The sequence below is a fragment of the Pedobacter roseus genome, assembly GCF_014395225.1.
GTDB lineage: Bacteria > Bacteroidota > Bacteroidia > Sphingobacteriales > Sphingobacteriaceae > Pedobacter > Pedobacter roseus.
This window is the reverse complement of the sequence record NZ_CP060723.1, coordinates 723192-742869: the sequence shown is the minus strand read 5'-3', so window position 1 is coordinate 742869 and position 19678 is coordinate 723192. Positions and strand designations below refer to the sequence as shown.

The 19678-nt window shown below is 38.5% G+C and carries 16 protein-coding genes; 11 read left to right on the top strand and 5 right to left on the bottom strand.

Annotation, left to right across the window (positions count from 1 at the left end; all coding sequences use genetic code 11):
- Positions 1-108: 108 nt before the first annotated feature.
- The 3 genes from H9L23_RS03285 to H9L23_RS03275 all read right to left on the bottom strand — a co-directional run bounded on the left by H9L23_RS03285 (position 109) and on the right by H9L23_RS03275 (position 4994).
- Positions 109-789 (bottom strand): tRNA(Met) cytidine acetyltransferase TmcA domain-containing protein, encoded by a 681-nt coding sequence (locus H9L23_RS03285; protein ID WP_187593656.1) that lies wholly within the window; start codon positions 787-789, stop codon positions 109-111.
- Between the two features lie 1040 nt (positions 790-1829).
- Positions 1830-2240, bottom strand: coding sequence for a hypothetical protein (locus H9L23_RS03280; RefSeq protein WP_187593655.1), 411 nt, complete (start codon positions 2238-2240; stop codon positions 1830-1832).
- A gap of 534 nt (positions 2241-2774) precedes the next feature.
- Positions 2775-4994 (bottom strand): NADP-dependent isocitrate dehydrogenase, encoded by a 2220-nt coding sequence (locus H9L23_RS03275; protein WP_187593654.1) that lies wholly within the window; start codon positions 4992-4994, stop codon positions 2775-2777.
- A gap of 959 nt (positions 4995-5953) precedes the next feature.
- On the opposite strand from H9L23_RS03275, the gene H9L23_RS03270 reads away from it, so the two are divergent.
- The 7 genes from H9L23_RS03270 to H9L23_RS03245 all read left to right on the top strand — a co-directional run bounded on the left by H9L23_RS03270 (position 5954) and on the right by H9L23_RS03245 (position 15763).
- Entirely contained in the window at positions 5954-7156 is a 1203-nt protein-coding gene (locus H9L23_RS03270) for an ankyrin repeat domain-containing protein (protein ID WP_187593653.1), read from the top strand.
- Positions 7157-7163: 7 nt separating this feature from the next.
- Positions 7164-8510 (top strand): ankyrin repeat domain-containing protein, encoded by a 1347-nt coding sequence (locus H9L23_RS03265; protein ID WP_246474835.1) that lies wholly within the window; start codon positions 7164-7166, stop codon positions 8508-8510.
- 251 nt (positions 8511-8761) lie between these two features.
- Complete coding sequence (locus H9L23_RS03260) at positions 8762-9334, top strand: hypothetical protein (RefSeq protein ID WP_187593651.1); 573 nt, start codon at positions 8762-8764, stop codon at positions 9332-9334.
- A gap of 123 nt (positions 9335-9457) precedes the next feature.
- A complete protein-coding gene (locus H9L23_RS03255) occupies positions 9458-12175 on the top strand; it encodes an outer membrane beta-barrel protein (protein WP_187593650.1) in 2718 nt (905 codons plus the stop codon).
- Between the two features lie 136 nt (positions 12176-12311).
- A complete protein-coding gene (locus H9L23_RS03250) occupies positions 12312-13631 on the top strand; it encodes a PQQ-dependent sugar dehydrogenase (RefSeq protein WP_187593649.1) in 1320 nt (439 codons plus the stop codon).
- Positions 13632-13685: 54 nt separating this feature from the next.
- Positions 13686-14171 carry a TonB-dependent receptor plug domain-containing protein gene (locus H9L23_RS26500; RefSeq protein WP_246474834.1) on the top strand — a complete coding sequence of 162 codons (486 nt, stop codon included), beginning with the start codon at positions 13686-13688 and terminating at the stop codon, positions 14169-14171.
- Complete coding sequence (locus H9L23_RS03245) at positions 14168-15763, top strand: TonB-dependent receptor (protein ID WP_246474833.1); 1596 nt, start codon at positions 14168-14170, stop codon at positions 15761-15763. The genes H9L23_RS26500 and H9L23_RS03245 overlap by 4 nt, the downstream gene beginning before the upstream one ends.
- A gap of 53 nt (positions 15764-15816) precedes the next feature.
- Here H9L23_RS03245 and H9L23_RS03240 read toward each other — a convergent pair whose 3' ends face one another.
- The gene (locus H9L23_RS03240) at positions 15817-16164 is read right to left on the bottom strand and encodes a single-stranded DNA-binding protein (protein WP_187593648.1); all 348 of its coding nucleotides are present in this window, start codon (positions 16162-16164) and stop codon (positions 15817-15819) included.
- A gap of 241 nt (positions 16165-16405) precedes the next feature.
- Between H9L23_RS03240 and H9L23_RS03235 the strand changes: the two genes are divergently transcribed.
- The 4 genes from H9L23_RS03235 (at position 16406) to H9L23_RS03220 (ending at position 18803) form a co-directional block, all read left to right on the top strand.
- Positions 16406-16771: a DUF2116 family Zn-ribbon domain-containing protein gene (locus H9L23_RS03235; RefSeq protein ID WP_187593647.1), complete on the top strand. Its 366-nt coding sequence runs from the start codon at positions 16406-16408 to the stop codon at positions 16769-16771.
- 46 nt (positions 16772-16817) lie between these two features.
- Entirely contained in the window at positions 16818-17156 is a 339-nt protein-coding gene (locus H9L23_RS03230; protein WP_187593646.1) for a n-acetylglutamate synthase, read from the top strand.
- A 169-nt stretch (positions 17157-17325) separates the two neighbouring features.
- Positions 17326-18168, top strand: coding sequence for a methylated-DNA--[protein]-cysteine S-methyltransferase (locus tag H9L23_RS03225; RefSeq protein ID WP_187593645.1), 843 nt, complete (start codon positions 17326-17328; stop codon positions 18166-18168).
- 2 nt (positions 18169-18170) lie between these two features.
- Positions 18171-18803 carry an alpha-ketoglutarate-dependent dioxygenase AlkB family protein gene (locus H9L23_RS03220; protein ID WP_187593644.1) on the top strand — a complete coding sequence of 211 codons (633 nt, stop codon included), beginning with the start codon at positions 18171-18173 and terminating at the stop codon, positions 18801-18803.
- A gap of 74 nt (positions 18804-18877) precedes the next feature.
- On the opposite strand, the gene H9L23_RS03215 is transcribed toward H9L23_RS03220, so the two are convergent.
- Entirely contained in the window at positions 18878-19669 is a 792-nt protein-coding gene (locus H9L23_RS03215) for a hypothetical protein (RefSeq protein ID WP_187593643.1), read from the bottom strand.
- Positions 19670-19678: the final 9 nt, after the last annotated feature.

The following is a 19678-nucleotide window of genomic DNA, read 5'->3' as shown; positions in this document are numbered from 1 at the left end:
ATTTGAGCGCCTTTTAAAATTTGCGATAACTGTTAATGAACCAATTGAAATTTAAATAGCTTCTGATATTCTAGTGCAACAAAAACTGCTGCACTAGAGTATGAGGTTTTAATTCAATCCTTTTTTAGCGAGGATTGAGTTTAACTGGTTAAAACGTTCTTCTCCCAATTTAGATTTAAGCAAATCGCCGCTTTGTTTATAAACCCACCATTTTTCGTTAGCGGCTAAAACTGCATTAGCTGCAAGTCCGGGCATTCCGCTAAAACCACCCCTTACTGTCGATTTCAATTGTCCAACTTTGTCTGGAGTAACAACTGCCAGCTGTCCCTGATCACCCAACACTGCTGTAAAATCTCTACCCAAAACCCTTTGTAGTTGTTGTTGGTCCGCCCTGGTAAATTCTACTGGTTTTTCAACCGCCTTAATATCCAATCCTTTTTTAGTAAGGATTTTATTTAATTGGTTAAAACGTTCTTCTCCCAATTTAGACTTAAGCAAATCGCCACTTTGTTTATAAACCCACCATTTTTCGTTAGCGGCTAGTACTGCATTAGCTGCAAGTCCAGGCATTCCGCTAAAACCACCTCTTGCTGTAGATTTCAATTGGCCAACTTTGTCTGGTGTAACCACAGCCAGTTGCCCCTGCCCACCTAATACTGCTGTAAAATCTTTACCAAGAATCCGCTGCATCTGCTGTTGCTCTGCTTTAGTAAATTTTACTGTTCTTTGTTGCGAAAATGCGATAGTACTAAAAGCTAATGCTGTTAGTAGTAGAATTGATTTTTTCATTTTATTTAGATTTAATTTTTATTCCTACTCTTTTAAGGATTTTCGGAATACTCCTTTAATTTGAATACTATTTTAAGGCATAGCCCATAATTTGTTTGGTAAAATAACTTGAGGCATTAATGAGAGTATTTGGTTTATAGCTGGTTACCTAAAGCTCCCCCCTTTTGCATTGATACGTATAGTGTAGAATATAATTTCTTTGAATCTTTTCTCATCAATTCTATCTGTTTAACAAGTTGCCGTATTATTAAAATTTGCCGTCAGGCTTGCACATCACAAAGTTGCTATACGATGAGACAGCAATCAATGTGTATAAAACTGTATTTCGATGTGTATTTAACGATAAAATTTACCGTGGTTTAACGATACTAAAAACGGTTAATACCCTAGCTTTCACAACTGAACCTTCTATAATCAATAACAATAAGCAGTTGGTACTTCCGCTAAGTGATGATGACAAAGGTTTTGGACTAAGTAACATCAAAAAAAGAATAGCCCCAATGGGAGGTAAATACGCTAATGGTAAGAAAAGAAAGGGGTGGTATTGTTAGACATTAGTATGCCGATAATGGATGGCTTTGAACTGCGGCCTGGTTAAAAGAAATACATCCCGATGTACTAATTATGGGCTTAAGTATGCTAAATGATGAGCATAGCTTTATAAAGATGATCAAAAGGGGTGCTCAGGGATATTTACTAAAAATATACATCCAGCGATAGGTCGATGCACTGAACCATTTAGTTAAAAATAGATATTATTACCCAGATTGGGCTGCTAGCAAAGTATTTTCAAGTATCAGTAATGGAACACAGCAATATGATAAAAAAGTTTTTTTTAACGATAGAGAGAAAATATTTTTACGTTTACTGTAACAGAAATGAACTATAAGGAAATTGCCCGAATGTAGTACAGGGGCTGTTGAAGGTTACCGGGATAGTTTATTTGAGAAATTAGCGCTAAAAACAAGGGGCTTAGCAGTATATACCATTAAAAATGGGCTTAACAGTTAAACTGCTAAGCCCATTTTTATTATAATTAGTTAATTATTATTAGGTGCATCATTAATCGGGTAACCTTCTTCATCCAGGTCATCGCGGTTATCTTCAGGTGTACGGGCAAGAATTTCATCCTCAGGATTAAGCTTTACACTCTCACCGTTATCTACATGCATGCCCAGTTCTTCCAAGTTATCTTCGGCTATATCTTCATTGCGGGCATACTCATCACCCACATAAGGGTTTGCCTCATCGTAAGTAGAATCATCATCCTTTGCGCCTGCAGCAACTGTTTCATATCCCATCGGATGGTCGTAATCGCTGTCCGTTCCCTTTACATCGAGTTCGTAGCTTTCTTTATTTTTATCGTACGATAAATTCTCTTTATTGATTTCGCTATTTTCTGTGGTGCTATGTATTTTATCCTGCGATCCTTTATTTTCGTTAATTGCCATGGTGTGGGTCTCCTATAATTTATAATGTTATAACAAAGCGGTGTAAATAAGGTTTTTCTTTAGCAAAAGAATTTGTTATTATTTGGGCGTGCCCCAAGCTACGCAAGGGTCGGGCTATACACTTCAAGTCCTCACCATTCGTTCCTCACGGCTGCGGGCTTTCCGTTTCTATCCCTCACGCAGGCAAAGCGTCCAAAAAACTCCATTTTGAAAGTATATCATTCTGCTATTGGTCTACAGGGACACAGACCGCGGGATACATTCACGCAAATAGTATCTGCTGACCAATCCAACTAAACCCGATCAAAGCGGGATGCTCCCGATTCTTCATCGGGAGCAGAAGCGGGAGCGGGACTGCTGCAACCCAAATGATTCTGTATCCGCTTTCCAAATGCAATCAACTCTCTAACAAATAGCTATTAAAACTGAAAAACCCATCATAAAAAAAGCGCCCCGATTTTTAAATCAGGACGCTAAATATTTCAAGAGTTATCAGCTTCCATGCCAGAAGCATATTAAAGTTGATAACTCAGCTTATAAACTAGCCAAAGATGTATTTAATGTTTCACTTGGGCGCATGGCTTTGCTTGCCAGTTCATCATTAGGGTTGTAATAACCGCCAATGTTTTGAGGCTTACCCTGTGAACCGATCAATTCCTCGTTGATTTTAGTTTCATTTTCCAACAAAGTTTTAGCCAATGGTGCAAATCTGGCTTTCAGATCAGCATCTTTGCTCTGAGCAGCTAACGCCTCAGCCCAATATAAAGCTAAATAGAAGTGAGAACCACGGTTATCGATCGTTCCTAATTTTCTACCCGGCGATTTATCAGTTGCCAAAAATTTAGCATTTGCCTCATCCAAAGCATCAGCCAGTACCTGTGCTTTTGCATTGTTTTGGGTTTGAGATAAATGCTCTAAAGAAGCCTGAAGTGCTAAAAACTCACCAAGCGAATCCCAGCGTAAATAACCTTCTTCGATAAACTGCTCAATGTGTTTTGGAGCAGAACCACCAGCACCGGTTTCGAATAAACCACCACCGTTCATTAATGGAACGATAGAAAGCATTTTCGCTGAAGTTCCCAGTTCTAAAATCGGGAATAAATCGGTTAAATAATCACGCAGTACGTTACCGGTAACCGAAATGGTATCTAAACCTTTACGGATACGCTCTAGCGTAAACTTAGTCGCTTCGATTGGAGCTAAAATGCGGATATCTAAACCTGTAGTATCGTGATCTTTTAAATAAGTATTTACTTTTGCAATGATTTCTCTATCATGTGCTCTTTGCTCATCTAACCAGAAAACAGCTGGAGTTTCTGATAAACGCGCCCTGTTTACCGCTAATTTTACCCAATCCTGAATTGGCGCATCTTTAGTCTGACACATGCGGAAGATATCGCCTTTTTCTACTTTCTGATCGAAAAACACTTTACCATCAGCATCCGTTACACGGATAATACCTGAAGCCGCAGCCTGGAAAGTTTTATCGTGAGAGCCATATTCTTCTGCTTTTTGAGCCATTAAACCTACGTTTGGTACCGAACCGATGGTGGTTACATCAAAAGCACCATTTGCTTTACAGTCATCAATAGTTGCAGTATATACACCAGCGTACGAACGGTCTGGAATTAAAGCGATCGTATCTTCAGGTTTACCTTCTTTGTTCCACATCTGGCCTGATGTACGGATCATTGCCGGCATAGAAGCATCAACAATCACATCACTTGGTACATGTAAGTTGGTAATTCCTTTATCAGAGTTTACCATGGCTAAAGCTGGTCCGTTTTCAATGGCTTGTGCCAACGCGGCTTCAACTTCTGCCTGTTTAGGGTTGCCTGCAATTTTTGCATAAACATCGCCTAAACCATTGCGGGTATCGATATTTAGTTCTTTGAAAAGATCTGCATATTTGGTAAAAACATCTGCGAAATAAACTTCAACAATGGCACCAAAAATAATCGGGTCAGATACTTTCATCATCGTTGCTTTTAAATGCGCAGATAATAAAACATTTTCAGCCTTAGCCTCAGCAATTTCTTTGGCCACAAAAGTTTTCAATGCCGATAAGCTCAATGCAGAACTATCAATCACTTCTCCTGCTTTTAATGGCGATAAACCTTTCAATTCGGTTAGCGTACCATCAGCAGCTACAAATTCGATTTTAAACTGACCCGCTTCAGCAACAGTGGTAGATTTTTCTGAACCGTAAAAATCGCCTTCAGTCATGCTGGCTACTTTGGTTTTAGAATCTGCCGACCATTTACCCATCGAGTGCGGATTTTGTTTGGCGTAGTTTTTAACTGCTTTCGGCGCCCTACGGTCAGAGTTACCTTCACGTAAAACAGGGTTAACTGCCGAACCTAAAACTTTTGCATATTTAGCTTTAATTGCTTTTTCTTCGTCGCTCTGTGCGTTATCCGGATAGTTAGGAATGGCAAAACCCTGAGCCTGTAACTCGGTAATTGCACCTACCAATTGTGGAATAGAAGCAGAGATATTTGGTAACTTGATAATGTTAGCCTCTGGAGTGGTAGCCAATGCACCAAGCTCTGCTAAAGCATCACCAATTTTTTGGTCGTCTTTTAAATACTCAGGAAAGTTTGCCAAAATTCTTCCTGCTAAAGAAATATCTCTGGTTTCTACATCAATACCTGCTGATGCGGTAAAAGCTTGTACGATAGGTAAAAGTGAATAAGTAGCCAACATTGGCGCCTCATCGGTTTTGGTGTAGATAATTTTTGATGTATTTGACATGTTATATTGATTTTGCTTATTTATTTAATGATCCGATCGGTTTATGGCTTTGTAAACCAATCTTTTTAAAATCGCCTAAAGATAAAATAATCGAATGAATTAAGGAACATCGTAATGTTATTTATGGTTTGGATTAGCAATTCATTTATTAAAAACCCATAATCTTTATCATAGTGAAATAATAATATAACATACTATTGTTTTTTTGGGAGCGCAGGGTCATTACTATATTTAAAGTTAGTCCTGCTCACCGCTTTATCCCGATGAAATATAGGGGATGCCCGCTCCGATCAGGGCTATAAACTTAAGCCTGTGACACGGAAAACCGACATAGAAGCCGAGAATCACCACAACTAAACCTGATCAGATGGTTCCGATTTCTTATCATACAGTGTCGACACAAATATTTAAGAGCGGTTTAGGCATTTTGCTAGCTTTCTTTCAAAACCTACAATCTTTGCCGAAGGACACCGTCAATCCCAAGTGGCAGGATAATCAAAAAAACAGTTGCGGTATAGAACAAACGGCACCACCAAACCTGAAACGCAGTAGTTTTGTGTTCGTAAACGATAATTCAAAAGTTATAAAGGAATTGAACACAAAACAAAGTGTCGCTGTTTTTTTGATGAGCGCGGGGCGGTGAGAAGCCACATTGCCGGATTGACAAAGCGCTTTGGGTACTTTGGCGCTCCAAAGTACCATGCCTCCACGGCATAGAGTGGTAGAAGAATCTTTAGTTAGTTGTGTCCCCAACAGGATTTTATCGAAAAAAGTAAGCAGGAAGAAATAAATATATGAATACTTCAATTGCTGTCCAAAAACTAAGCAACTAACAAAACATTTTTTATCATTCTGATTCACTGCAACATTCCCGATAGTTTTAGATTACGCAAATTCTTTGGCTAAACTTTTGTAGCGAGAAGCGCATATATCTATCTATTTTAAATATTTTAATTGAAATGACCGAAACTACCTTAGATCAACAGTTAAATGCCCGAAAATTTGACGAAGCGAAAAGCTCGATGCAAAACGGCGAAAAACTCTCCAAAAACCTTCAGGATCATCAGAAATCATCGATTTTCGACAAACTTATCAAAGATAAGCAATATGAAATTCTAAATATGATGGTAAAGGATAAAACCATTGAAACGGATATTTATGAATTCGACAATTTTGACAAAAGTATTTTTCATAGTATCATCTACAACCTGGGCGAAGAAGATGAAGACATTGCTTTCTTCAACGAATTTATTGCCCACTTCGATAACCTGAATGATGAAGTAAATGCGAAAACTTTATTGGGTTACCTCTTCGAAAATGGCGTGAGTTTAGGCGTAATCAAAGCTTGTATCGATGCAGGCTGCACGACCAATTTTAAGAATAATGCAGAAGAAAATTATATCCACCAGGTGGTAAAAAGCAGTTTCCGCAAGTATAATCTCAACGACGAGCAAACTACAGATCTGCTTAAGGGCTATATCGACATCCTCCTTAACGAAGGGCTTGATGTAAATGAAGGTAATATAGTACAGGAAACACCTTTAATTACCGCAATAAAGTTTAATAAGAAAAATCTAATTGCACACCTGCTCGAAAACGGCGCAGATCCAAACCATACCGATCGTGAAGGAAATTCGGCCTTCTTTTATGCAGTCGCACATTCGCAAAGCGAAAATATATACGATACACTGCGCAGTTTTGCTACACCAGAATTTGATCAGGTAAGCAAAAAGGGCGAAACATTGCTCTTCGAATACGTTCGCATGATGTCGAACAGTGAAAGCGGCATCAACTTCCTCAAAAAACTGATTGGTGATGGTGCCGACTTATACCAAACCAGCACCTGGTACAGTGCAGATAAAACTCCATTGGATGTAATTGCTGAAAAACAAGCCAATATTTTAGAGGCTGTTTTGGAAAGTGGACAAATAGATATCAATAGAACGGATGATCAGGGAAATACCTTATTGCATAAGGTTTGCGCCTACAATGTAAACTACGAAGCCGAGAAAGCTAAAGAAACCTATCGTAAGGTGAAACTCCTGATTGAAAACGGAGCAGATGTTGCGCTAAGCAACGATAAGGATCAAACAGCCTTAATGCTGGCTTCCGACGATAACCTGAAAATAAAAACTGTTGAACTGCTCATGAAACAATCTTAATATGTCGATGTCATTTATAATTGCCTGCGAAAGCGGCAAACGAAAAATAGCTGAACTTTTATTGGCGAACAACGAAGTAGAAGTAGGTTATACGGACGAAAAAGGACGAACCGCACTGCATTACGCTGCACATCATGGATATTTAGACCTGGTAAAAATTTTAATCGACCGCGGTGCAGATTTAGATTATGAGGATCATGATGGTGAAACACCTTTTTATTTTGCCTGTTTACAAAAGCAGAAACAAACTGCGCTTTACTTATTGGATAAAGGTGCACGGATTGATATTAAAGACCTTAAAGGAAACAGCCTTTTGCACTTAACTGCTCAAAACGGGCAGATTGAAGTTTTGGAAAAGCTGCTCGATAAGGGTCTTGATGTGAACTGTGAAAATAACGAAGCAGAAACACCGCTGCTTATCGCATCTGCATGGAGAAATAAAGAAGTGGTTCAAAAATTACTGGAATTTGGCGCCAACATCAACACTACTAATAAACATGGCGATTCTCCTTTGATTTTTGCAGTTAAATCTAAAAACAACCCAATGGTTGAATTGATCCTTGATAAAGGAGCTAACATCAACCATGTTAACCATGCTGGCGAATCTGCACTATTGCTTGCCTGTTACGATGCCAATCGCATGCTCACCAAAACGCTCGTAGAAAAGGGTGCAGATGTATTTGTCTCTTCAAAAAATGGCTTATCGCCAATATGGTATGCCTGCGCCAATAACCAGAAAGAAATTGTCGATTTATTTTTGGCCAATGGTGTGGATGTAAATTATGCCAAACCGCTTTCGGGCAACGACGATTCGATGTATTCATACCTCGAGTGGGTTGAAACGGCTAATAACATTTCCATTTCGGCCAGTTTTTCCTTCGATAATAACTACAATTACGGGGGCGAAAGCATGTTGCATGTTGCGGCCAAAAGCGGTCATTTAAGCATGTTGAAATTATTATTGGAAAAAGGTGCCAATGTTAATATTCAGGATGAAAGCGGAAACACCGCTTTACATTATGCAGCTGCAAACGGTAAAAAAGATGTGGTTAAGTTTTTACTCGAAAACGCTGCCGATCCATCCATCGTGAATGTTAAAGAACAAAAGGCAATTGATTATTCGAATATTAAAGGTTTTAATGAAATTACCGAACTCTTGTTGAAATACGGTCCTGCGGCCAATTCAAATATACAGGCTACCAGTACAGCATCAACAGAAAGTCCTACTGTAGCACCAAAAAACGATATGGCTGCTAAAAAACAGGCTTTATTAGATTTAAAAGAGTTGCTGGATGCCGGAATTTTATCGCAGGAAGAATTTGATGCGGAGAAAGCTAAGATTTTGAAAGGTTAAGTTGATCCCGCGCTCGTCATTATCAAGAATAATTTATTGCATGAGATAAATTTGAATGACCGAAAAGTTGTAAAGATCACTCCAGTCAACGTCCTCATCTCGAGCGGAGTGCAACGTAGTCGAGAGATCTATCCAAGTAGATTTTCACTCTGCGTTGCTTTGCCTCAGCAATGACGAACTTTTCTGTTGAAAAATATTGTCTAATAAATTTTTAGTTATAAATTTATTAGACAATATTAATGCTCGCATAAATGAAACGTATCCCTAAAATCAAATCTCAGTTATTTACATTTCTCTTTCTTTCCATTTTCATGTATGCCTGTTCTCCCAAATTGTATGTTGACGAAAGTAAACGTTATCAGGCGGGTACATTAACCGATGCACAAATCGATTCGCTGCATACTTTCTTAAAACAAAATGAAAGGCTTGCTCTAAAAGATACCATCATCATTAAATATGATTTCAATAAAGATGTTTGCTGGAACGACCTGAACTATCAAAATCCTGAATTTTTGAATAATGTAAGGTGGACTTTCCAAAAAAATATCCTCGAAAAAGCAGCAGCTAGGCCAAAGGTTGCCATTTATCAATACCGCGAGGTGGGCGAAAGCTTTAGCCAGGTCAAATCAAAAGGTTTGGAAATAGAAACTGATCCGGGATTTTTAAAAAAGCTGTTATTTAAAGAGGTTACCACCTGCGGCACTTCTGCCATTGTGCTCCCTAACGGGAAATTTTTATTGGTGAAATCCGATCCGCAATTCTCTGCACTGTTATTAAATGCTAAAGACATTGAAGCCAGGTTATTGGAAAACCTGGTAAAATAATCGCGAAAAGCAACTCTGGAGCAGATTAAAATGATTTAACAATTCTTAACTAAATCTTTGGTTATTATGCTGTAATTTAGTTTTAACTAATCGTTTCAAATTATAGCTCAACCAAATACCTAAATGCTCAAGCTTCTCACCCTGCTCCTGTTTATTTTAATGGGTTTTAACCTGATGGCGCAAAACAAAACCACTGTTAAAGGGATTGTTGCCGATTCGTCATCCAAAGCGCCAGTAGAATTTGCCACTGTTGCCATTGTAAATGCCAAAGATACCAGCTTAATTTCTTATACCCTTACCGATAAAAACGGTGTTTTCAAATTATCGGGTATTCCCGTCGAAAAACCCACCAAACTAATTATATCCTACGTTGGCTATACCACATTCAGGAGGTTACTCGATCTGAAAAAAGAGGTGATCAAAGATTTCGGCACTGTTTTACTATCCGGCCATAACCTCGAAGAAGTAGTGATTAAAGGGGAAAGATCACCTGTTGTGATCAAAAAAGATACGATCGAATTTAATACTGAAGCTTTTAAAACCCGGCCTAATGCCGTTGTAGAAGAATTGCTCCGGAAATTACCCGGTGTACAGGTAAATGTGGATGGCTCTATTCTGGTAAATGGTAAATCGATCAGTAAACTGTTAATCGATGGAAAAGAATTTTTTGGCAACGACCCGAAAGTCGCAACCAAAAACCTCGATGCAGATATAGTTGATAAAATCCAGGTTTATGATGACCGGGAGAACGATCCAGATCACCTGGTGAGCGAAACACAGGTGGCCAAAATCATCAACCTGAAGATGAAAAGCAAAATCAAGAAAAGCACTTTAGGTAAAATTTATGGTGGTGGGGGTAGCAGAGACCGTTATGAAGCAGCTGGTATTCTCAGTAATTTCAGGGATACTTTACAGATCAGTTTGATCGGCCTGGCCAATAACCTTAATAAAACAGGATTTTCTAGTCAGGATTTATATTCTATGGGCGGCTTCGATCGTTCGGGCGGATCGCAGTTTTACGATGGAACATTTGGAGGCAGAGGTTATGGCGGCATGGAAAACGTAGCTGCGGGCGGCTTTAATATCAACAACAATTATGGCAAAAAATTAAAACTCAACCTGGTTTATTTTTATACCCACACCGAGCGGATTTATAATGGTCAAAATTATAACGAGCAGTTTCTGCCCGATACCAAACTTGTATCCTTTTCGCAAAACAACAGCAATAATAAAAATGATAAACATGCCATTAGCGGATTGATTGAATGGGTGCCCGATACCATTAACAGAATCAGATACGAACCTAAATTTAATTTTGGCAGCGACAATAACCTCAACAGTAATTTTGGCAACAGCTCCAACACCGCGTTTCCAAAATTGATAGAAACTGCTTTTGACTCAAGGTATAATGCAAACAATACCAGTTTTTCACACAATTTCAATTATTACCACAGGTTAAAGAAAAAAGGCGAATCATTAAATATTACGCATTTTGCTCAGTTAAACAACAACGGAGGAGATAAATTCTCACTTTATAACATTGTTTCCTATACCGCTGATGTAAAATCAGAGAGGCAGGACCGTTATGAGGATAGCTGGAGAAAATCGAGCACAGTTGATTTATCCCTCACCTATAACTATCCGATCATCATGGAAAAACTGATCTTAGAAATGAATGCTTATTCCAAGTACTCCAGCAATAAAGACCAGCTCAGTATTTTAGAAAGAAACCCACTTACCGCTAGCTACGATATTTTACAGGTAAGCCTGAGTAATGATTTACAGCGCAATATTTTTACACAAAATATCCGCCCCCAGGTACTGTACAAAATAAACAAAAACTATAGTATCAGGCTCGGAGTTAAAGCAGAACTAAATGATGTAAAAAACATCTTCCATTACGGTTATGATGACATTAACCAAAAGTTTTATAATTTCTTCCCAAGTATGCGCTTTGATGGGCCAAGTTTATCTTTCAGCTACGATGAAAGGTTAGAGCTGCCAAGTATTTCTCAGCTGCAGCCTATTGTACGCGAATACAATTCCTTGTATAAAACAACCGGTAATCCAGATCTGGTACCATCAAGGGTTAGGAACTTAAACTTCAATCTCTATAAATATAACCACAGCAAGCAGATCAACTTCAATATCTATTCAGGCTTAAATTTCAGTAATAATGTGGTAATTCAGCAAACGCTACTAAGTAGTGCAGGCGTAAATACCACCACTTATGTAAACCGGAACGGGAGCGCCAACGGATACATGGGGGCAAATTTTGGCAAACAGTTAAAAAAGTCTCAAAAATGGCAGGTTGGTTTTAATACTAATCTAAACCTGAATTTAAACAAAAGGCCATTTATTCTTAATGCGGATGAAGGTTTCGAAAACAGTTTTTACACCACTTTGGGTGAAAATATCAGCTTTAATTATAATGAGTTATTAAGCATCAACGCGAGGTATAATTTTACCAAACAGATGACCAGGTATAAGGATGTAAATTTCAACAATGTAAATACCTACTCGCATACAATCGGATCTGATTTTAGCCTGCGCTGGCCTAAAAAAATAATCCTCGATGCCAATTATTCTTATAATTATAACCCACAGATTGCGGAAGGTTTTCCGAGAAGTTCCCACCTTTTAAACCTGGCTTTATCGCTCCAGATGCTTAAAAAAGACCGTGGACAATTAAAAATCTCCGTGTACGATCTTTTCGATCAGAACATTTCGGTAAGCAGGTATGCCTATAACAATGCTGTTAACATCTCCGATAGAGAAATATTAAAACGATACTTCCTTGTTACCTATCAGTACAAACTGAATATCTTCAAAGGAAAATAAGGAGCGCTCTCTCCTATGGAAGGTACTTTCGGGTACTTTCCTTTTTTTATTTGCGGTTGTGGCAATTATGGCCGGATCAAAAACATCTCCTCTCATTTCGATGTTTATTTCATGAAAACTAATAAAACCAGTTCACATGAAAAATAAAATTTTCTACACAGCAATCCTTTCAACTTCGGTTTTTCTGGGGTGCCAATCCAATTCTAATAAGCAACCTCAGGGCGAAGATACTACGGTAACCACCAAAAATGGAGCGTTAGATTTGCCTGCACCTGACACGAATGCAGCTAAGAGCAAGTTTAGCAAGGTAATTGGCTGGCCAGAGGGGAAAACACCAATTGCCCCGGAGGGGTTTGTGGTGACCAAATTTGCGTCCAATATCAAAAGCCCGCGGAATACCTATATTGCACCAAATGGAGATGTACTGGTAGCACTTTCCAATTCTGAAAGAAGCGCAGCAGAATCTGTTGCCAATACGGTTACCGGGAAAGCCAAATCGGAAGTTCCCGGAAAAAGTGCCAATACCATTTTGCTCTACAGGGACGATAATAAAGATGGCAAACCGGAAACTGTAACCACCTTTTTAAATGGCCTGAACCAGCCCTTCGGCATGCTGATTATCGGCAATTCATTTTATGTAGCCAATACCGATGGTTTGTGGCAATATCCTTATAAAACCGGCGACACCAAAATAACCGCAACAGGTAAAAAGATCCTGAGCCTTCCCGCTGGTGGTTATAACAACCACTGGACAAGAAACCTGATCACCAATGCTGATAAAAGCAAGATTTATATAACTGTTGGATCGGGTAGTAATGTTGGCGAAAACGGAATGGAAAACGAAGTGAGAAGAGCCAATATATTAGAAATTAATCCGGATGGAACTGGTGAAAAAATTTATGCCAGTGGCTTACGTAACCCTGTAGGGGTAGATTGGGCACCAACAACCAACATGCTGTGGACAGCTGTTAACGAACGTGATGGCCTTGGCGACGATCTTGTTCCTGATTACATTACCAGCGTTAAACCAGGCGCATTTTATGGATGGCCCTTCTCTTATTACGGACAAAATGAAGATCCAAGATTAAAGGGCAAAAACCCTGAAATGGTTAAAAAAGCCATTGCTCCCGATGTAGCTCTTGGTGCACATACCGCTTCTTTGGGCCTCGCCTTTTATAAAGCCACAAAATTTCCTCAAAAATATCAGGGCGGTGCCTTTATAGGTCAGCATGGATCATGGAACAGGTCTGCAATTTCTGGTTACAAAGTCGCTTTTGTACCATTTAAAGCTGGAAAGCCAACAGGAAAACCTGAAGATTTTTTAACCGGTTTTATTGCTGATGCAGACAAGGCAGAAGTGTATGGTCGTCCGGTTGGTGTTACACTCACACCAGATGGTGCTTTATTGGTAGCCGATGATGTTAGCGGCGTAATTTGGAAGGTAGCAGCAAAATAGTTTATCAATTAACCACAGATTAGCAGAATATACGGTAAATTTATCTGCCAATCTGTGGTTAAAACATCAATCCGTGTTCCCTTGAAATTAAAATTTACCCTACTCTATACTTTATCCGCATTTACAGCATTAGCCCAAACGGTTAAACCCGATTCAACCAAAAAACTGGAAGATGTGACCGTAAAAGGTTATTATAACCGCCAGCCTTTGTTAAGATCGGTATCGGCAGTGAGCTTAATTGATAGCAATTTGATCCGTAATCAGCAAAGCAGTTCTTTGGTCAGCACACTAAACGCCACTCCGGGAGTCAGAATGGAAGAACGCTCTCCGGGCAGTTACCGTTTATCCCTTCGTGGAAGTTTATTACGTTCACCATTCGGCATCAGAAATATTAAAATTTATGTTGATGATTTCCCTTTAACCGATGCAGGGGGCAATACCTATTTAAATGCGTTGGATGTGGCTGCCGTTGGTACGATGGAGATTTACAAAGGGCCGGAAGCCAGTATATTCGGGCAAATACAGGTGGCGCCCTTTTGATCAATCCTCCAGCTTTAGGCAATAATGAAATCAATGTTTCTGCTATTACAGGTTCTTATGGCCTCTTTCATCAAACGGCAGCCATTAAACACCAGTTTAAAAATTATAGTTTCAGTTTTAGCGAAGGTTATCAAAAAAGCGATGGTTATCGCCAGAACAGTGCGATGGACAGAAAATATTTTCAGACTTTTCAGCAATGGAATTACAATAATAGAGGCAGTTTAAAAGCTTTTGCATTTTATAGCGATTTAGGTTATAACACACCGGGAGGATTAACCGCTAGTCAATTGGAACAGGATCCTAAACTGGCACGTCCGGCTACTCCAACTATACCTGGGGCTATTTCACAGCAGGCTGCTATTTATAATAAAACCATTTTTGGGGGGGTATCCAATTCTTATCAGATCAATCCGAATTTAAAACATGTTATAGCTTTATTTACCGCCTATACTGATTTCAAAAATCCATTCATTACCAATTATGAAAAACGTTATGAAAGCACATTGGGTTTAAGGACATTTTTGGATTATACACGGGCAAAAGAAGATTTTAAATTTAACGCTCAAATCGGGTTAGAGAGTTCAGCCACCAAAAGCCAGATAAAAAATTTCAATAATAACGGTGGCGAGGCTACCGCAATGCAAGCTTCAGACCGTTTAAAAGCTAGTCAGGATTTTGCCTATTTGAGGTTAAATTTCGATATCAGCAATAAATTCCTGATCGAACTTGCTTCGAGTTTAAATTTTTACAGATACGATTATGAAAGTTATTTCCCAGTCGTTATTGCCTCAAAACAAAGAAAATTTGATACCCAGTTTATGCCAAAGGCTGCAATATCTTACCTCATCACTTCTGATTTTTCGGCAAGGGCTTCGGTAAGTAAGGGTTATTCGCCACCAACCATTGCCGAAGTAAGGTCATCTGATAACAACATCAATAATAACCTGCAGGCAGAACTCGGCTGGAATTATGAACTAGGTCTGCGTTATAAAACCAAAAACAACCGCCTTTATGCCAACGCAAATATATTCAGTTACCATTTAAAGGATGCCATTGTGAGAAGGTTAAATCAAAATGATGCCGAATATTTTATCAATGCGGGTGGAACAAAACAGCAGGGCATCGAACTGGAAACAACCTTATGGATTGTCAGAAATGATGCCTCCTTTTTAACAGGTTTACAATGGAGAAGTAATTATACTTTTAGCCATTTTAGATTTGAAGATTTCGTAAGCGGCACAACTGCTTTTAGCGGCAATAAACTTACCGGCGTTCCGGAGAGTATCCTGGTCAATAGTTTAGAGTTTAACTTTCCTAAAGCATTTTACCTATTTGTACAGCATAACTATACTTCTTCGATCCCCTTAAACGATGCAAATACTGTTTTTGCGAAAAGGTATCACCTTGTTGAAAGCAAACTGGGCATCAGAAATTTAAGAATCAATAAAACCCATTTAGATTTGTTTGCAGGAGTAAATAACGTGCTTAATGTAAATTACAGTTTGGGTAATGACTTAAACGCGGCAAATGGAAGGTATTTTAACCCCGCCGCGGGAATCAATTTCTATACCGGACTTTCTGTAAAATTATAATGTATAAGCCGCACCTGTAAACCAGAACTTTACAGGATGCGGTAGAGCATTACTTAAACGGCGTTCTGTTTCTCATTCTCCCTTATGGTCACCTCGCTTACAATAATATCAAAACTGTAACGCTTTGTTCCATCCTTCGCATCATAAGTGTTGGTCTGCAATCTTCCTTCTATTGTCAAGCCAGTACCCTTTTTGATCTGCGCTTCAGCAATGTCCGCTTTCGCATTCCAAAAAGTTAAATTAAACCATTGTACCTTTTTGATTTCCTCACCAGAAGAGTTTTTATAAGATTCATTTACAGCCAGGTTAACCTTCGCTAATTTTTGATTCATAACTGTTTTCACTTCTGCATCTGCTCCTGCAAACCCACTCAATACTACTTTGTTAATGGCACTTTCCATGATTTCTAAAAATTAAGTTTCTAAATATTTAAAGAACAGTTGCCACCACGACAACCGACTGAACAAAATTGCAAACAACATGAAAAATTAGTCGGATGGTAAGCGCTTATAGTCGTTTATAAACGTTTATACACGGATAATGTGCATTTCGGACTTCAGATGAGGTTTATATTTTTTTCTTTCAATCATTTTATTTTATATTTTTAGATCATCATCCCATAATAAAAAAAAATATATTATTATGGAACGCTTATGTTTAGATTGCGGAACCCCAATTAAAGGTAGAACCGACAAAAAATTCTGCGACGATTCTTGTCGCAACAATTATAACAACCACTTAAAAACCGAGGATAATCTGGTGCTTAGGCGGATTAACAGTATTTTAAAAAAGAACCGTACCATCCTCGCACAATTTAACCCGAATGGTAAAGCAAAGATCAGCCGTAAAAAGCTGTTATCAGCAGGTTTTAATTTTGATTACCATACTTACTATTACGAAACTCAAAATGGAAATTGTTATATTTTCTGCTATGAGTATGGTTACCTGGCTTTAAAGGATGAAAAAATATTGATAGTGAAAAGAGAAGAAAATCTATGGCTCGCATAACGTTTTGATTTTTTTATTCCTGACGAGATGTTTAGTTTTATCAATTATGATAAACTACGATAACAAGTGCTTCAGGCCGGTTAGTAATACCGAAAATGGAGAGACTTCTGGTGAAACTATCTTTAAATATAAACAAACCGGAAATATCCTGACTTCTGAATATGCCGGAGGTAAGATTGTCTGTGGGAATTTAATCGGAATAGTTGATGAAAATGGCCATATCGATATGCGTTACCAGCAGGTAAACGACAAAGGCGAACTTATGACCGGAATTTGTAACTCGAAGCCAGAACAATTGGCAAATGGTAAAATCAGGCTTCATGAAACATGGAGATGGACTTCAGGAGATCAATCGGAAGGGCAATCGATTATTGAAGAAATATAGTTCGACAAGACTGACATCTCGCAAAATTCTTTAATGATCTTAACTGCTTAATGATAAAAGATGCTAATCAATTATGTTTTTGAATGTTTTGGCTAAATTAAACTGAGCAAGTTTCGGGTAGCTTACCTTTTCTTTCCATACTACTTTTGGATATAAATTATTCAATACCATGAAAGCACAAGAAGAAATCAATTTTAACAGGATAGCTGAAGCGATTAGTTATATTAAAGCTAATTTTAAAGCGCAGCCTGGTTTGGAAGAAATTGCAGAAAAAGTAAATTTAAGTCCTTTTCATTTTCAAAGGTTGTTTAGCGAATGGGCTGGTACCACGCCGAAACGTTTTTTACAGTACATCAGCATTGGTTATGCTAAAGAAATGCTGAAGGAAAATCACAGTTTATTTGATACGGCCTTAGAAACAGGCTTATCAGGCACGGGCAGGTTGCATGATCTCTTTGTAAATATTGAAGGTATGACGCCTGGGGAATATAAAAATGGCGGCGAAAACCTCCATATCAATTACAGTTTTGCGGAAAGTCCGTTTGGAAATATTATTGTAGCCAGTACTCCGAAAGGGATATGCCACATTGCTTTTTATGATGATGAAAAGCTTGCTTTCAACAATCTTCAACGTCAGTTTCCGGCTGCTAAATACCAACTGATACTAGACAAAGAGCAACAAAATGCATTATACATCTTTAATCACGATTGGAGCAAATTACACCAGATTAAACTGCATCTGAAAGGCACAGATTTTCAGTTAAAAGTATGGGAAGCCCTGCTCAAAATCCCGATGGGTAAACTAAGCACTTATGGTAGCATTGCTAAACAACTTCAAAATCCTAATGCATCGAGAGCGGTTGGCACAGCCATTGGCGATAATCCGGTAGCTTTTTTAATTCCTTGTCATAGGGTAATTCAAACCAGTGGGGCTTTAGGTGGGTACCATTGGGGGGTGAACAGAAAAACAGCAATAATTGGATGGGAAGCGGCAAAAATTAATCAAGGATAAAAATGGCTAAAAACAACATACAAACATTAGATTTATTTAATACAGCAATAAATACCGACCAAAACCTGCTTCCGTATGATGGAACGGTAAATTATTTCGCAAAATTATTTTCACAACAAGAAGCAGATCACTATTTCGATGTATTGATGAATACCGTTGAGTGGAAAAATGATGAAGCTTTTATTATGGGCAAACACATTATCACCAAAAGAAAAGTGGCCTGGTATGGGGATGAATCCTATTCTTACACCTATTCTAATAAATCTAAAACAGCTTTACCATGGACAAGAGAACTGATTGAACTTAAAAGAATTTCGGAAGAACAAACGGGCGTAACGTACAACTCTTGTTTACTAAATTTATATCATAACGGAGATGAAGGCATGGCTTACCACAGTGATGATGAAAAAGCTCTGGCGAAAGATTCGGCCATTGCATCTTTAAGTTTTGGCGCCGAAAGGAGATTTCTCTTCAAACACAAGCAGAGCAAAGAAACGGTTACTTTATTTTTAGAGCACGGCAGCTTGCTGGTGATGAAAGATGAAACGCAAACGAACTGGCTGCACCGCCTGCCTCCTACTAAAAAAGTAAATCAGCCAAGAATAAACCTCACCTTTAGAACAATGGTGGTTTAATCCTGGCTGATTAAAATTAAATGATGTGGAGTGGTTCGTAAGGATACCTACCACGGGTCTTCACGTTTAAATACTTAGTGTTTAAATTCTTTAATGTCAACGATGCGGTCGTCATCAGCATTTTTCTTTAAAAAAGATGTTCCATGCTCATTTGGCACCCAGGTATAATCTCTTTGAATATTTCCTACAAGGGTTTCAGGCTGACTGGTTAATGATGCAGGCAAAGGCAGGTTAAAGGTTTCACCGGTTTTGGTATTTACCTGGTATAAAGCATTAGCCGTTAAAAATGCCAATGTGGTTTTATCGCTCGAGTACATAAAGAATTTTCCCTGGATGCGCTCATCTTCTTTTTGACGTTTGATGGGATATACCCTTGAGTTAATTGTGGTGATAAAGAAATCGTTGTTGACCAACAGATTACTTCTGGTTAATTCTTCTAAACCATTGGTATATTTTTGATCCTCAGGCCCTTTTGATGGCTTGTTCAAACTCACCACTTCCGTTTTACCGCCGTTTACATAAATAATATAAAAAGGGCTCATTTTATCTTTTCCATTGTCACTCTGAACTAAAACTGCTGTTTTTTGTGTATTGATGAAAGAAGCAACCTTAAATTTCTTTGTTTCAGCATTAGGCGCATCATCAATGGTAATGGTGGTATCTCTGGTATTAATGGCGAAACGATCAGCAGCGGCTATTTTCCCTGAATCGGTTTTTACGATGGTTAATATGTCTTTTGTTGATTTTGGAAATACGTTAAAATCATCACTCGCCGAAAATGCGCGTGCTTTAAAAGTTTTTTCTGAATTGCCTCCGCAGCCAAATAAAACAACGGAAAGAAAGAGTGCATAAAGCGTAATTTTCATAGGTACAGC